The organism is Novosphingobium sp. TK71, assembly GCF_055361505.1.
On the sequence record NZ_JBSZKA010000001.1, the window covers coordinates 618,997 to 633,721 of the forward strand.

12 protein-coding genes are annotated in these 14,725 nt (G+C 62.9%); 6 read left to right on the forward strand and 6 right to left on the reverse strand.

Going from position 1 to position 14,725, the window contains the following annotated elements:
• Positions 1-15: 15 nt before the first annotated feature.
• Together ACXJ16_RS19075 and ACXJ16_RS19080 are read right to left on the reverse strand one after the other, a co-directional pair.
• Positions 16-1,128, reverse strand: coding sequence for a glycosyltransferase family 2 protein (locus ACXJ16_RS19075; protein ID WP_463923017.1), 1,113 nt, complete (start codon positions 1,126-1,128; stop codon positions 16-18).
• Positions 1,125-2,330, reverse strand: a complete 1,206-nt coding sequence (locus ACXJ16_RS19080; RefSeq protein ID WP_054441831.1) for a glycosyltransferase family 4 protein — start codon at positions 2,328-2,330, stop codon at positions 1,125-1,127. Before ACXJ16_RS19080 ends, ACXJ16_RS19075 begins: the two co-directional genes overlap by 4 nt.
• Positions 2,331-2,371: 41 nt before the next feature.
• Between ACXJ16_RS19080 and ACXJ16_RS19085 the strand changes: the two genes are divergently transcribed.
• The 5 genes from ACXJ16_RS19085 to ACXJ16_RS19105 all read left to right on the forward strand — a co-directional run bounded on the left by ACXJ16_RS19085 (position 2,372) and on the right by ACXJ16_RS19105 (position 7,450).
• Positions 2,372-3,421 carry an NAD-dependent epimerase/dehydratase family protein gene (locus ACXJ16_RS19085; RefSeq protein WP_463923018.1) on the forward strand — a complete coding sequence of 350 codons (1,050 nt, stop codon included), beginning with the start codon at positions 2,372-2,374 and terminating at the stop codon, positions 3,419-3,421.
• A 72-nt stretch (positions 3,422-3,493) separates the two neighbouring features.
• Complete coding sequence (locus ACXJ16_RS19090; protein WP_054441833.1) at positions 3,494-4,261, forward strand: ABC transporter permease; 768 nt, start codon at positions 3,494-3,496, stop codon at positions 4,259-4,261.
• A complete protein-coding gene (locus ACXJ16_RS19095) occupies positions 4,258-5,529 on the forward strand; it encodes an ABC transporter ATP-binding protein (RefSeq protein ID WP_185999595.1) in 1,272 nt (423 codons plus the stop codon). The genes ACXJ16_RS19090 and ACXJ16_RS19095 overlap by 4 nt, the downstream gene beginning before the upstream one ends.
• 32 nt (positions 5,530-5,561) lie before the next feature.
• The gene (locus tag ACXJ16_RS19100) at positions 5,562-6,587 is read left to right on the forward strand and encodes a prenyltransferase/squalene oxidase repeat-containing protein (protein ID WP_463923019.1); all 1,026 of its coding nucleotides are present in this window, start codon (positions 5,562-5,564) and stop codon (positions 6,585-6,587) included.
• The gene (locus ACXJ16_RS19105) at positions 6,584-7,450 is read left to right on the forward strand and encodes a sulfotransferase (RefSeq protein ID WP_132468876.1); all 867 of its coding nucleotides are present in this window, start codon (positions 6,584-6,586) and stop codon (positions 7,448-7,450) included. The genes ACXJ16_RS19100 and ACXJ16_RS19105 overlap by 4 nt, the downstream gene beginning before the upstream one ends.
• A 10-nt stretch (positions 7,451-7,460) precedes the next feature.
• On the opposite strand, the gene ACXJ16_RS19110 is transcribed toward ACXJ16_RS19105, so the two are convergent.
• The gene (locus tag ACXJ16_RS19110; protein WP_454798087.1) at positions 7,461-8,474 is read right to left on the reverse strand and encodes a UbiA family prenyltransferase; all 1,014 of its coding nucleotides are present in this window, start codon (positions 8,472-8,474) and stop codon (positions 7,461-7,463) included.
• Between the two features lie 456 nt (positions 8,475-8,930).
• On the opposite strand from ACXJ16_RS19110, the gene ACXJ16_RS19115 reads away from it, so the two are divergent.
• On the forward strand, positions 8,931-11,087 hold the full coding sequence (locus ACXJ16_RS19115) for a putative bifunctional diguanylate cyclase/phosphodiesterase (RefSeq protein WP_197283138.1): 2,157 nt from the start codon (positions 8,931-8,933) through the stop codon (positions 11,085-11,087).
• Between the two features lie 13 nt (positions 11,088-11,100).
• Here ACXJ16_RS19115 and ACXJ16_RS19120 read toward each other — a convergent pair whose 3' ends face one another.
• The 3 genes from ACXJ16_RS19120 to ACXJ16_RS19130 all read right to left on the reverse strand — a co-directional run bounded on the left by ACXJ16_RS19120 (position 11,101) and on the right by ACXJ16_RS19130 (position 14,593).
• Positions 11,101-12,306, reverse strand: a complete 1,206-nt coding sequence (locus ACXJ16_RS19120) for a hypothetical protein (protein ID WP_463923020.1) — start codon at positions 12,304-12,306, stop codon at positions 11,101-11,103.
• Positions 12,307-12,368: 62 nt separating this feature from the next.
• Positions 12,369-12,974, reverse strand: coding sequence for a response regulator transcription factor (locus tag ACXJ16_RS19125; protein WP_463923021.1), 606 nt, complete (start codon positions 12,972-12,974; stop codon positions 12,369-12,371).
• Complete coding sequence (locus ACXJ16_RS19130; RefSeq protein WP_463923022.1) at positions 12,971-14,593, reverse strand: ATP-binding protein; 1,623 nt, start codon at positions 14,591-14,593, stop codon at positions 12,971-12,973. The genes ACXJ16_RS19125 and ACXJ16_RS19130 overlap by 4 nt, the downstream gene beginning before the upstream one ends.
• Positions 14,594-14,725 lie beyond the last annotated feature (132 nt).

Sequence of the window (14,725 nt, forward strand, 5' to 3'; positions counted from 1 at the left end):
CGGCGTCCAGGCCGCCTAGGCGGCGTGGTGGAACTCCTCGTCCAGCGAGGCGATCCGTTTCAAACGCGCTGCCTGAAGTCGGGAGAATAGCCCTGTCCGGCCGGGTATTCCTATCCCGGCCCCGCCATCGGCCGGATCGATCGAGAGGAAATGATGCGAGGGCGGTGCGTACTTCACGAAAATGCGCCGCACCGTGGAACGCGATTTTCCCGCAATCGCAACGGCCAGGGCGACCGGATCCTTTGTCATCGCGCGCAGCATGAAGGTGCCGAAAGATGCGAAGCGGCGCCTGGAAAGCCGGGCCTCCGCCAACAGCAGGTCTCGCTGGGCCGAAATCCAGCGATCGAGCCAGCGGGGCGGATTGACGGCAGGATGGGCCTCGAGGAACAGGTCGCGCATCATCGCGTCCGAGCCGAGCATCCTTTCGCGGTTGCGCGACATGGTGCCCGGTCCCCGACGATATCCGACAAGATGCTCTGCCACCGATCCCAGCGGGGCGTGAGCGCAGAACATCAACTGCAGCAAATGATCCTCGCAGCCTTCGTATCCCGCATCCCTGAGGCCGGAATCGTAGCCACCTGCCCGGACCCAGGCGTCCTTTCTGAACACCATGCCGCTGCCGTTGCCCACGAGGTTTCGGTAGAGCATGCGGTAAGGGCCGATGTGGCACATGCGGTGAAGCGGGCTCGAGCCGATGATATTCGATCGATCGTCGATGAGGCGGAAGCCGGAAAAGGCACATTCGGCCGGTTCATCGGCCCTCGTCAGGACGGCTACGAGCTTGTGGAGATAGGAGGGGTGCCACAGGTCATCTGCGTCGATCGGTGCGATTAAACTGCCGGAAGCACTCGAAATGCCGAGGTTGCGTGCGGCCGCAACGCCCTTGTTCGGGCTGGAAATGACGCGCACGCGTGCGTCCCTGTTCGCAAAACCTGATGCAATGGCGTTCGTGCCATCCGAAGAACCGTCATCCACGACGATGACTTCGATGCCGGTATACGTTTGGCCTGTTACCGCCGCCAGGGTTTCGGCAAGGGTCGCCTCGGCATTGAACGCCGGGACGATCACCGATACCAGCGGGTTGCCGCCGCCGAAGCCGGCAGCGGGATCGCATCTGGTTTCCGTCATCCCTTGGCTGCCTTTTCTCGGCGATCGCTGCGAATCAGATCCTCGAGCATTGCCTTGAATTCTCCGACCGGGTCGGGGCTGACGAGGCTCCTGGCGGCCTCCGCAGCCTGCCGCCCGATGGATGGCCATGATCCACGCTGCTGCCATGCTCGCTCAAGTGCGGCATCGAGCGCGGCTTCGGTGGCGGACTCTGCAAGGAATCCCGACACGCCGTCCTGCAAGGCCTCCCGGTTGCCGGCAACGTCCGTAACGATGGCGACGCGGCCGCTCAGCATCGCCTCGACAAGCGACAGCGGCAGTCCCTCGCATCGGGACGGCAGGATCAGGCCGTGCGCCGTTTCCCAGATTTTCGCAGGGGTCGCCGAGTAGCCCGGGAACTGTACATTTTCGAGCCCGAGGTACGCGGCCATCCCCTTGAGCCCGTTTGCGTTGTGGCCGGAGCCATAGAACTGCACGGAAATGTCGCGGGTGCGCCATTTGGGCATCGCAAGGACGCGCAGCAGGAGATCCTGGCCCTTTTCGCGGGCATCCAGCCGCGCCAGACATGCCAGCCGGACGCTTTCCTCCGCTCCGGCGCTCGGCCAGGGCAGGGGATTGGACCAGTCGGCATTGTAGGGATTACGTACGAGGATGCCGTTAGGCAGTGCCATTCCCAGTTGTTCTTCGGTGAGCCGGAGGTTGTGTTCGCTGACGAAGAATGCCCGCTGCGCCGCGCCGAATACACCGCGCAGTTCGGCATGCATGCGGTCGTGCGGCCAGTAGAGGTCGGAGGCTTTCTGGCTGACCAGGACGAAGGGAATGCCAAGCTTCCTGCATACTTCACCGGCATACCAGCCGTCGTAGTTGAGCCCTTGCGATACGACGACAAGGTCGGGCTGCAATGCGCGCAGGCCCCGGGCCAGCAGGCGATCCTGCAGATATCGCGAAGCTTTCCAGACCTGGCTTACGAGCTTGCGCAGCCGGGTCGGTGCATGGCGGGGGCCGGCGAGATCGTGAATGCGGCAGCCGGAACCGCGCAGGACTGTCGCTTCGCGGCTATCGGCGATGAATGGCTTGTACACGGACACCCGATGTCCGCCTTTCGCGAACGTCAGCGCGGTCCTGTACCAGAGTTCCTCGCTGCCGCCCCAGACCTGGTTCGAGCTGATGAAGCAAATGTTTCGTGGCTTCGGGATGTGTGACGAGGCGGAAGAGTTCATCATGTGCCATCGCATAGGGGCATGGGAAAGCGGATGCCAGATGCATGACGGCATTCTGCGCCGGGAAAATAGCGAACGCCGACCTATTCGTGAATTTTTCCGGAAGTGTTGAAAAGGCAATACTATTTCTTCAGGTCTCGGGATTTTCTGCTAAGGGGAAATTTCAGCTGTTCGGGGGCGAACTCATGATTTTGATTACCGGGTCGGAAGGCCTCGTTGGGCGCGCGACCATTCGCGCACTTGCAGACCGCGGGATTTCCTGCCGTCAATTCGATATCGCACGCGATCCCGGGCAGGACACCCGTAATGAGCGTTCGCTCGAGGCCGCGGTGGAGGGCGTGGACGGCGTTCTTCATCTCGCAGCCGTTTCGCGGGTCGTTTGGGCGCAGCGTGATCCCAAGCTTGCGCAGGAGGTCAACGTGGCCGCCACGCAGAAGCTGGTCGATACCGTGATCCGGCAGAAGACCCGTCCGTGGATGATCTTTGCCAGCAGCCGCGAGGTCTACGGCGAACAAGGCAGCCTTCCCGTGCACGAAGACGCCGAACTCAGCCCGATGAACATCTATGCCCGTTCCAAGGTCGCGGGAGAACAGATGGTCGCTGCGGCGCGGGAGGCCGGCGTGGTTTCCAATATCGTCCGGCTTTCCAATGTCTACGGATGCACGCGCGACCATGCAGACCGCGTTGTCACGGCTTTCGCCCATACCGCGGCACTGGGCGGAGAGCTTCGCCTTGACGGTCCGGAAAACATGTTCGACTTCACGCATGTCGATGACGTCGCGCGCGGGCTGGTTGCCCTGATCGAGGCGACGCAGACAGGGAAAATCCTGCCACCGATCCACTTGCTGACCGGGCGGGGCACAACCTTGCAGATGCTTGCCGATCTGGCGGGACGCGTGGCACGCAAGCCGGTCAGCGCGCGTAACGCACCCTCGCGCACTTACGATGTCGCCCGGTTCTATGGAGATCCGTCGCGTGCGAAGGAGCTTCTTGGCTGGCAGGCGGAAGTAGACATCGAAACGGGCTTTGCGCGCCTCGCGGACAATTTCTTCGAAGAGGCGGAGGCGAAGACTTCATCGCTCGCGCTTGCGTAACGGGGCAGGGCATCCGGTGCTGGGAAAGTCGGCTCGGGAAATGCGTGCGTTGAGCCTTGGGCAAGTCTCGTAATGAAGGCCTCATTCAACCGGTTGCTGCATGTGCTGCGGCTCAGCGCGGCTCTGTTCCGGGCGTCTCTTCGCGCAAGAGCGCGGCGTTCGCTGCTGGGCCATCTCTGGCTTTTCATTCCGGCGCTCGTGGCTTGCCTCGTTACAGGATTCCTGCGCAATCGGGGCAACCTGAATTTCGACGTGCCGGGCATGCCCTACGTCTTCTTCGTGTTTGCCGGCATGAGCTTCTGGCAGGTATTCGTCGATGCGCTGGGGGCTCCGCTGGCCCAGCATTCGCAGAACCGGTCGATTGTGTCCCGCATCCGGTTCCCACATGAGGCATTGACGTTGGCGGGCCTGTGGAACGTCCTGCTTAGCGCTGCAGTTCGGATCTGCGGGGTACTCATCCTCTGCGCCGTGGTCGGCGTGCATGTCGGGGGCAGTATCGTCTGGCTCCCGTTGGCGGTTTTGGCATTGGCCCTGTTGGGACTGGGGCTGGGGTTGCTGTTGACCCCGCTCGGCCTGCTTTATGACGATATCGGGCGTGCGCTTCCCATGGCGACCACGCTGCTGTTCTTTGTCATGCCGGTTGCCTATCCCTTGGCGGCAACGGGGTGGGAAGCCTTCAACCCCGTGCTGCCGCTGATTAACGCCGCCCGCGCATCGATCGTCGGTGCATCTGTCGCCGACCCTTTGTGGTTGCCGCTCGTCGTCGGTGTGCTGGCGCTTGCCGTGGCTTTTCCGTTTTACCGGATCGCGCAGCCCGAACTGATCGAGCGTATGGGATGAGCGAAATCTACGCCATCGATGTCCGGCACCTGAGCAAGAAATACTGCCCGAACCTGCGGCGATCGCTGGCATATGCCGTGCGGGATACCCTGGCCCGTCTGCTTCCGTGGCTGCGACCATACCCGTCGCTTCGGAAGGGCGAATTCTGGGCGCTCGACGATGTGTCGCTGCAGGTTCGACGCGGCGAAGGCCTTGCGATCATCGGGCACAACGGCGCAGGCAAGAGTACGCTGCTCAAGATCATCTATGGCTTGCTGGAGCCCGACCACGGTTCGGCGCGGACTTCGGGCAAGGTAGTGGGCCTGCTTGACCTTGGAGCGGGGATCGACCCGCTGTTGACGGGCGCGGAGAACATCGTCGTGGTCGCGATGTTGCACGGCCTCGGACGCAAGGCGGCCAGGAACCTGATCCCGTCGGTCCTCGATTTCTCACAGTTGCAGGAGGCCGCCGATACGATCGTGCAGGTCTACAGCGCGGGAATGAAGGCGCGGCTCTCCTATGCCATCGCGGTTATGCTGCGGCCGGAAATCCTGCTGATCGACGAGGTCCTGGCCGTTGGCGATCTTGCGTTCCAGCGCAAGTGCATCAGCCATCTCGAACAGTTCATGGCAGGCGGCGGAACCCTGTTGCTGGTCTCCCATGTGCCCCATCATGTGCAGAAGGCCTGCAGTCGTGCCGTCCTGCTGGACCAGGGGAAGGTGGTGGCGTCGGGACATGTCGGTGACGTGGTCCGCCAGTATCTGGAACGGCGCCCGCTGGACATTCGTGCGGCGGACCAGATAGCGGCGGCGCCGTTCCGTGTTCTCCGCTTGTCTTTGAACCATGCCCGGGGCGGAGCCGCGCGCTGCGGGGAGCCGGCAGAAGTGGTCATGGAACTGGAAGCCGACGAGGATCTGAGCGCATTCTGCGGCTTTTCGATCCACTCGCAGGATGGCTGGACCTGCATCAGTTCCTCCTTCGATCGCGAAGCGCGCATTCTTTCCCCCGGGCGCTCGACGTTGCGCTGCGAAATCGCATCGCTTCCGTTGGTCGCCGGCACGTTCCTGCTGCGACCGATCCTGGCCGATAGCGTGGCGTTGCAAGTCCTTCCTCTCGGCGGACCTGATGGAGGTGGATCGCGCTTCGATGTCGTAGGCGAGGCGGACCTGTTTTCCAATGGCGAGAAGCAGTTGGGCCAATTGGTCCATATGGACGCATGCTGGATGGACCCGGACGCAAACGGGTCCGTGAGGCAACCCGTCGCCAGCGGCGAAGCCGTGCTTCCTTAGTCGCCGCACTGCTGCTGAAGAGAAGGATTTTCATGTCTGATACCGCCGCCATGCGGTCCGCTATACGGTCGGGCCTTGCCTATCTGGAATCTGTCCAGCTTGAGAGCGGCGAACTCCCTTCGTTCAGCGCGCATTCCTGCGACATGATCGAGCGCAGGGTATCCGATCCCTGCGTGTTCGTGACAGCATTTATCGCCAATGTACTGGCCGAGTGCCCGCAGGCAGCCCTCATATTTGAGCGCGCGTGCTCCTTCCTGACGAGGGAGCGCGAAGCGGGAGGGTTCTTCCGGTACTGGAAAAAAGGGCATCACGGGCAATACGTACCGTTGGACGTCGACGATACGGCGCTGGGGGCCGCCGCGCTCGGGAAGCTGGGGCGTCAGTCCGACAATCGAGCCGTCCTGCTTGAGAACCGCGATCCTCACGGCATGTTCTATACCTGGATCGTGCCGTCGAGGGGGCGCCGACACTGGCGACTGATCGGTCGCGACTGGCGGCAGGCGTTTGCCCCGCTGCGAAGCAGGCAACTCTTCGCATCAGGCAGAATCGAGCGGGACGATGTAGATGCGGGAATAAACGCGAGCGTCCTTGTCTGGCTCGGGAGCTTCGAAGGCGACGACCGTGTCATCGACAAGCTGGTTGAAATCCTGCGCGGGGGCAGGGAGCCAAGCTGCGACAGATATTACAACGATCCCTTCCTTATACTTTACATGTTTTCCCGCGCGCTCGTCGGCCGGAGTGAGGAGGCCCGCTCCCTTATCCTGTCCAGGACCTCGGTTTCGCCGGAGGCGCCGGCAATCCATGTTGCGCTGGCAATCCTGGTTCGCTCGATTTGGGGGGCTCCCATCGATGAAGACTGGATCGACCGGCTGTTGCTCGCCCAGCAGCCAGCCGGCGAATGGCCTATCGCACCCCTTTATGTCGCCTCTCGCGAGAGGAGGGGGTATCTCGACTTTGCGCCTGCACCGGAAAAGGTCTGGCGCGTTGGCAGCGAGGCCATGACGACGGCGTTGAGCGTAAGCGCCCTCGATCGCGCCCTGGCGGGCAGAGAAGGGTGAGCGTTCACCTTGTGCATGTCGGATATCCCAAGACGGGTTCCACTTACCTGCAGTCCTGGTTTTCCCGGCATCCCGACATCCTGTTCGAACCCTATCATCTTGGCGGCAGTGCCGGCCCCCTCGGGTTCGCGTGGCAGGCGGTCTGCGGCGAGGCCGGCAAGGCTCGTGTCACGAGTTGCGAAGACCTTTCGGTACCGGCCATCAGGCCTGAAGACTGGCCTCGAATGGCCCAGGCCCAGCGCGCGGTCTGCGATCACCTGCACGCTCTTTTCCCGAGTGCGCATATCCTGATAATTACGCGGGGGTGGCGAGAGGTTATTCGCTCGGCACATTCGCAGCTCGTAGCCATGGGCTGGCACGAACAGCTCGAGACTTTCCTGGCTTCGCCGGCCGCGCAGTCGGTCATTCCGGTTGTCATGGACTATGACAGGCTGGTGTCCTGGTATCGGGAATTGTTCGGCGAGCGCGTGACGGTTCTGCCCTATGAACTCCTGCGCGCCGATCCCGCTGCCTTTCTCGCCGTCGTCGAAGGGATACTTGGCGTGGTTTCGGGGCCGATCTCGGCAGCAGCGGAGAACGTAAGGCTCTCGCAGGCGGAATTGAACGCCTATCCGAGAATTGCGAATGCCATTCGCAAGCTGCCGTCTCGGAAGCTGCGCAAGGCGCTCACGCTGCTTCATGTTCGAATGGCGAACTCGCGCCTGGGGCCGCATGTGGCGCGATTGGTCGACAGGATGGTGCCGGTTTCCGCCATCACCGAATTGCACCTTCCGGATCCTGTGCTGCAGGAAATACTGGCCGGTTCAACAAGGCTGGTCGAAGATCCCTGCTATCGGGACTACGCGGCGCTTTATACCGGCTGACCATCTCTCCCTACCGTAGTGCGACTTCTCTACAGTATTGCCGCAGAAGCCGGATCAGGTCCCCGAAGATGCGCAAGGGTGCTCTCGGAAAAAGCAGCAGGAACGCGGCCCAGGCCATCACGTCCGAAGGGTGGCGCAGAACGCCGCTCAGGAAGATGGCCGCAGGAAGAAAGCCCAGATAGTAGTCCTGAAGAAGCAGGATGTGGTTGCTCAGCGGCGCTATCACGACCGGCACATTGTGCCACAGCAGACGTCTCAGCCAAAGAACGATCCCGTAAACCGCCAGGAAACAGGCAGGAATGACGCCCCCGAGTTTGACCATCATGACCGCAAGCCCGGCAACTTCCGCGGGCATGACGATCCAGGATGCCAGACGTCTCGTGGGCATGGCTCCATGCTTTACGACGAAAGTCTCCACGCCGGTGACCTGATCGGCCGCAAGGTCGCGCAGCTGGTGCCACAGGATGGCGCGCATCCCGTGGGCAAGGCTCCATACTGCAACCGCACCAAGCCAGACAGGATCGATCGCCAGGTCTGCGCTGCGAAAGGCGAGCAACAGGGCAACCAGCGTCGGCAAGGTCGCTTCGCCCAGCGCCACCACGATGATGCCCGCGCTTGCGCGCTTCTTCAGACGGAACGGTGGAACTGAATAAGCCAGGAATGCGAGCCAGGCGCAGGCATAGGCGATGCAAAGCGGAAGGTTGTCACGCCATGCGAAGAGGAACGCCGCGCCGGTGGCGATGCTTGCGACGAGCATTGCTGCAGCGAGCATGCGGACAGGCCCCGTTGCCAATGTGCTTTTGCCTGCGCGCAGGTCTTCCTCGCGGTCGCAGAGGTCGTTTACGATGCTGGCAAAAATTGCGCCGCTCACGAGCGACAGGATCAGCAGGATCGCGTCGCGCCAATGCGGGAGAACAGGCTGGCCAGCGCAGATCAGCGTTGCCGGGAACAGGCTGACGATGACGAGCAGCTTGTAGTCCCACCAGTCGCTCGCGCGGGTTGTTCGCCTTATGGAATCAAACACCTTGGGCATTGGCAATCATCCCCCGCCAGCGGAAGCCGAGGACGACACTCCGCAGCAGTGGAGTTCGATCTAGCGGAACGTAAGGTTATGGAACAGTGCTGTTATATTTGATGGAATGGCGAAAAGATCGCGCCGGATAGACCCGTCCAAATTCGCGATGCGTCGCTGCCTTGCGTTTTGCATCCGGTTGAAACTCAAAGTTGCATCTGCGGGACCGGACGCCCGGTCCTGTCGCTATAATGGGAAGTGGGGGACGCGGGAACGGATTGGCCGTTTGCAGTCTGGACGAAGGTAATCGGCGGCTTTGCGAAATTTCATCGCGCGGAGGATAACACCTGGTTGCGTTTTGTAGAGGAAGGCCCCGTAATGCAATCCATTCCAAATGGCCCGGGTACCCCAGGTAGCAGGTAGGGATCGCACATGTTTCTTGGCCAAAAACTGTCGGGACACCGCGGCGTGGTTGCGATTGTCGGTATCCTCGGTTTGACGATAGGCGGTTCAGCCGCACTGTTCGTGACGTCGCAGTCGATGGACCGGATCGCAGCGGCGCGGCAGGAGCAGCAAGTGCAGAACGCGCTTGCCCGCATCGTTTCGAGCTCGTCGGCCCAGGCATCTGCGATCAGTGCGCGGCTGGAGCCGGCACGGCAGATTGCGGACCTCGGGCCGGATGAAGCGGCGACCTGGCTGGACAACGAACTGGGGCGGCCTACCGTGGCCGCCGATGCGACGAAAGCGGTCGCGATCATGACGCCTTCGGGCGCGATCTATGGTTACACCAAGGCCGGCCGGGCAGAGCCCGAGGATCTGGAGGAAATCCAGAGCGCGACCAATGGCCTGGTGGCCTCTCTTCGTGACGCTTCTCCTTCTGCTCCTCCGGCCTTGGCGGGCACCCGAAAGGACGCGCCGGCGATGGCCGACCTTGGGTCCGTTCGGGGCGTCCCTGCCATTGTCGCCGCATCCCGGCTGCCCGCCTCCGGTGAACCGCTGACGCTGGTTACTGTCACATATCTGGACGAGCCGCTCCTGAACCGCTGGGCCAGCACGTTGATGCTCGATGGCTTCGCGGCCATCGGACCCAGGGCCATGCCTTCCCCCGCGATGCGGAGCGTTGCCCTGACCGCTTCCGACGGCACGGCGTTGGGGCGCATGGTATGGCGTCCGGCAAGACCCGGCGAGGCTATTCGCAGATATGTCATCCCCGCAACGCTGGCGATCGGCGCGGCGGTGCTCATCCTGTTCCTGATGATCGCCTTGCGCGCCAATAGCCTGAGGGAAGAAGCCGTAAACAATTCCAGGCGAGCACGTTTCCTCGAGAGTTTCGATCCCGGAACCGGGCTGGCAAACAGGGCTACGTTCATCAAGCAACTGGAACAGATCGCGGGAGCCCAGCCCTGCCAGCTGGTGCTGCTGGATGCCGACGATTTCAGCGCCATCAACGAGGCACTCGGCCACCGTGCCGGGGATGACGTTATCCGCGAATTCGGCAAGGCGCTGCTTGCCGAATTCCAGGGCTCGCGCTGCCTGGTCGCAAGGCTGGATGGCGATGAATTCGCCGTGCTCATCGTGGGCAATCCCGACGTGCACGATCTCGGCCCCCGTGCAACCGGCATCGCCATCAGCAGGGGAACGCGCGATGGCGGGACGGTATCCGTAACGATCTCCGCCGGGATCGCCGCCGCGCCCGAGCATGGTCATACCGCCAGCGAACTGATGAAGCATGCAGACATCGCCCTTGGTGCTGCAAAGTCCGCAGGGCCGGCCAGCCACGTCGTTTACGATCCCGCGCTTGGCGAGGCCTTCAAGAGCCGCAAGGGCCTTGAGGCGCGCATGAAGAAGGCCATCGAGGACGAAGGGTTCGAGCTGTTCTATCAGCCGATTATCAGCCTGAGCACGATGAAGCCCGCCGGTGTCGAGGCGCTGCTGCGATTGAAGCGCGGGGCCACGGACACGCCCGCCGTCTTCGTGCCGGTGATCGAGAAGCTCGGGCTCATGCCGCAACTGGGGGCGTGGATCATCCAGCAGGCCTTCAAGGACAGTCGCCGTTGGCCCAAGCTGAAGACCTCGATCAACCTCTCGCCGCTTCAGCTCGAGAATACCGCCTTGCTCGATCAGGTGGATTTCAACCGGGCGCGTTTCAATGTCGAGCCGGTTTCCATCGGCTTCGAGATCACCGAAGGCGTCCTGCTCAACAAGTCCGCGACGGTCCATGCGAACCTTCAGGGGCTGCGTGAGCGCGGCTACATCCTGGCGCTTGACGATTTCGGGACCGGTTACTCGTCGCTCAGCTACCTCTCGGAGTTCGAAATTCAAAGGCTCAAGCTGGATCAGAGCTTCATCCGCGGTGGGCGCCTGCTGGAAAACCGGAGCGCCACGCTTGTTCACGGCGTGATCGACATCTGCCACAAGCTGAACATCGACGTTGTGGCGGAAGGCATCGAAGACATCGCTGAAGCGTCGACATTGCGGGCATGGGGATGCGATTTCGCGCAGGGCTACCAGTTCGGCAAACCGGCACCGGCGCGTGTCACGGCGCAGAACCTCGTCACCTTGCAGAACAACGCGCATGAGATCGTCGATTATCGGACTGGCGAGCCGCTTTTCGGGACGCTTTAGAAGCGATCCCCGGTTACTGAAGGACTGGGTTTCTCAAAGCCTCGCAGATTTGCAGCAGCATCTGCGCAGACTGCGGCCGCGGCGAGCATCCGAGCGTCAGGCAGAGCGGATTGTCCGAGGCATCGAGATATCGGAGCCCCGTTTCGGCGAGCGGGTCACGGGAGCGGGCGAAGTCCGTCACGCCGGGCAACTGGATTAAATTCGCCGTGCTGCCGCGTTCGAGGGCGAGGATCAGGCGTGTGCCGTGTTCGGCGTAGGGATCTGCAATGTAGAGTTCGCTGCCGTCTGCGGCATAGTGGATCAGGTATCCCATTGCCGGAAAGACATGTTCCAGATCGAACACGAATTCGCAGCCGCGCTCGGGCATGTCCTTCAGGAACAGGGCGCGGGCATCCCTGCCGCCGTGCCCGCTGATCGCAATGTCCCTGTCTCGCAGCGAGCCGAGGTGATGGAGTAGCGGCGCTGCTTCTGCCATCGCGCTTTCGATGGCTGCGCGCATGGTTTTGCCGTCATTGGGGGCATCCTGGGCGGCGGTTTGCGGGTGTGGGCCGTCGATCACCGGCTGGAAACGCCTGCGCAAGTCGGTTTCGATCAATTGTAGCCAGCGTTCCAGGCCGCTGTTGTCCTGTAGCGGCTGCTCGCCGGGGCCTTGTTGGACGTAGAGTATCTGGAATCGAGCAAGCACTGCCTCGATCGTCCCGGACAACCGCGGCCAGTTGGCGACGGCCCAGATCATCTTGCGGCGGGAGATTTCCATTCCTTGCGACTGCCAGACCGGGAGGTCGGGCCGCTTCGCGGCATCGGCAAGTTCCGAAAGCGGCAGGATGAGATTGGCAGCCTCCAGTCCGCCGCGCAGGCTTTGCGGGATCGAGGCCTGCCGCCCCCGCATGGTTATCGAGCCGAGTTCCATGATCCACTTCTCGCGCAGTGCGCATCCTCCGAAAGGGGCTTCGGGGCGGCCTGCATAGCTGCCGATGTGGAGGAGTTCGTCTTCGAACAGGAATGCGTAGATGCCCGCCCCGCCCAGTCCCATCTCGCGCGCGCCTTCGCGGCTTCTCAGGAGACTGTCGAGCGACGTCGGATTGCCTGGAAACGCTCCCGTGCTTTCGGCCCGGACCAGATCGTAGACGTTGAAAATGCGCGATAGAAACACCGGACGCTCCCTTCCGCCATTCAGGGCGGCTGCATGATTGACCGGATATTCTTTTTCTACCTTCATCGTTGACGGTCGATCCGGGAACTTTCCGGGGTAACGGTCTATTTAATCGTCTATTCAATCAATTAAATGGTTTCTCCCTTGCTAAGGGCGATCAGTTGGGCAAGGCCATTGGTTCTCGTCTTGGCTACGATCGCTGCACGGTGATCCTCCACCGTCCTTGCGGAAATGCCCAGTCGCTCGCCGACCTCCTTGTTGCTGTGTCCGCGCACCAGCAGGTCGAAAACGTCGCGTTCCCGGCGGGAGAGTTCCGCTGTGGCGCTTGCGATCCGGCGCTCGCGGGCGGACCATGCCAGGCCCTCGCAGACGGCCCCGACGAGACGCTCCTCGTCGATCGGCTTTTCGAGATAGTCGAGCCCGCCATGGCGGCGCACCGCGTCGACGGCGTGGGATGTCGTGGGCCAGGCGGTCATGAAGACAAGCGCCACGGCGCCGTCGGCTGCGCGCAGGCGGTCGGCAAAGGCGAAGCCGTCCATTTCCCCCATCTGGATATCGCTGACCACGCAGTCGAACCGCTGGCTGTCCAGGGTCGCGAGCAGTTCGGCGGGGGCTGTGAACGGCGTTGCCGGGAAGCCGTGGCGGGCCAGCAGACGGGCCACCGTATGCGCGAGATCGGTATCGTCGTCGAGCACGGCAACCAGCGGAGCGGGGGATCGGGCGGGAGCTGTCATGTGTCGTTTCCGGCAAGCGGGAGGCGCAGGGTGAAGCACACGTTTTCACTGCGGTCGGTGCGCAGGAGCGATCCGCCGTGCGCTTCGACGATCGTGCGCGCGATGATGAGGCCCACGCCCATGCCGGCATGTTCGGAGGCAGAGGGCATGGGCGGTGCATGGCTCCGGTTGCTGACGTGCAGTGCCAGTTCGTCGGCATCGGCGGCGATGTCTATGCGCACGACGCTGTCCGCAGTCGCGGCGATCCCGTTGCGCACGAGGTTGACGAGCGCCTGTGTCAGTTCGATTTCCTGGATATGGACGATCAGGTCGGGGTCGATCTCGCCGCAGACCAGACGGCATCCTCGCGCGCGCAGTTCGGGGCGAAGCATCTGTTCCACGGTGTTCAGCAGGAGCCGCACGGGCACTTGCGAAGGCTCGTCGGCGCTCTTTCCGCCGAAGCGGCGCAGGCGACGCACGAGATCGGAAAGCGTGCGCGCCTTGCGGTCCACAAGGGCGGCGCTTTCGGCAATGTCCTCGTCGAGCCCGGCGGTGCGTTCGCGCAGATGGCTGGCTTCGATGGCAAGAGTGGAAAGCGGCTGGCTGATCTCGTGGATCACGGCGACTGACATGGCACGCAAGGTCTTGAGGCGTTCGGCCTGGAACAGCAGGCGATTGCGCTTCTCCAGCGTGTCGTGAGCGGCGCGCTGGGCATCGGCGAAGCTGCCGGCCAGCCAGGCGACGACCACGATCGCCACGAGCGCGAGATGCAATTCAAGGCGTTCGATCTGCGACAGGTTCTGGAGGGAGTAGGGCAGCGCCGGAACGAGAATGGCGATGATCGCGAGCCAGGCCGCGACGCGGCCGTGGCAAAGGCCGATCCATGCGCCCGCAAGCAGGGTCGGCATGGGCTGAAGACCGAGCCCGGCCTGCCATAGCAGCCACGTCAGGCCGAGGCCGAGCGCAAGTATGGCGGTGTCCTGCATGAAGGGAACCGCCAAGGGTCTCCATGCGGGCGGTAAAGCGCGCCGGGAGGATTTGCCGGGAGCGCGAAGCAGGCTTGCAACCCAGAGCAGCGGCGGCGCGAGCACGAGCACGCCGAGCAGGTCACCGACTGTCAGGCCGGTGAGGGATAGCACGAGTTCCGCGCCGGTGCCCGTCTTCTGGAATTCCGGCCATAGCACGGCAGTGGCAAGCGTGAGAGACGCCATCGCGGCGGGGCAGATGACGGCCGAGATCCCGAGATTCATCTGTGCCGACTTCAGCGAGCCGGCAGTCAGGCGGCGAACGACATGGATCGTGAGGGCATAAGCGATCGATGGCCGCAACACGCCCCATGCATCGAGCAGGGGGCGCGGGCCGTGCAGGTCAATCGTTCCGGTCGCCAGGTCGACGACAAGCTCGGTCAGGCCTGTCCACGGTGCTATTCCCGCGCCGGCCAGCCATAGCGCGGCGAAGCGCCAGCCGGCGGCAGGATACCAGAGTGAGAAGAACCCGGTGCCGCCCCAGGGCGCGGCGGCGGCGTGAAGCAGCCAGAAACCCGCGCCGTAGACGACCAGCCACCACAGACGCGCCTTTGCGGGTGCGGCAGCAGAAGGCATCGCATCGGCCATGAAATAGCGCTTGGTGTTCAGAGGCATCCCTTGCCATCTGCACCGGCTGCCTGCCCGGCGTAACCCGGAAATTTCCCGGGTGCGCACGCGCCGCGTCAATATCATCGGTCAAAAAAAGAAGAAGGCGGGCGAACCGTGGTCCGCCCGCCTTCCTCGTCT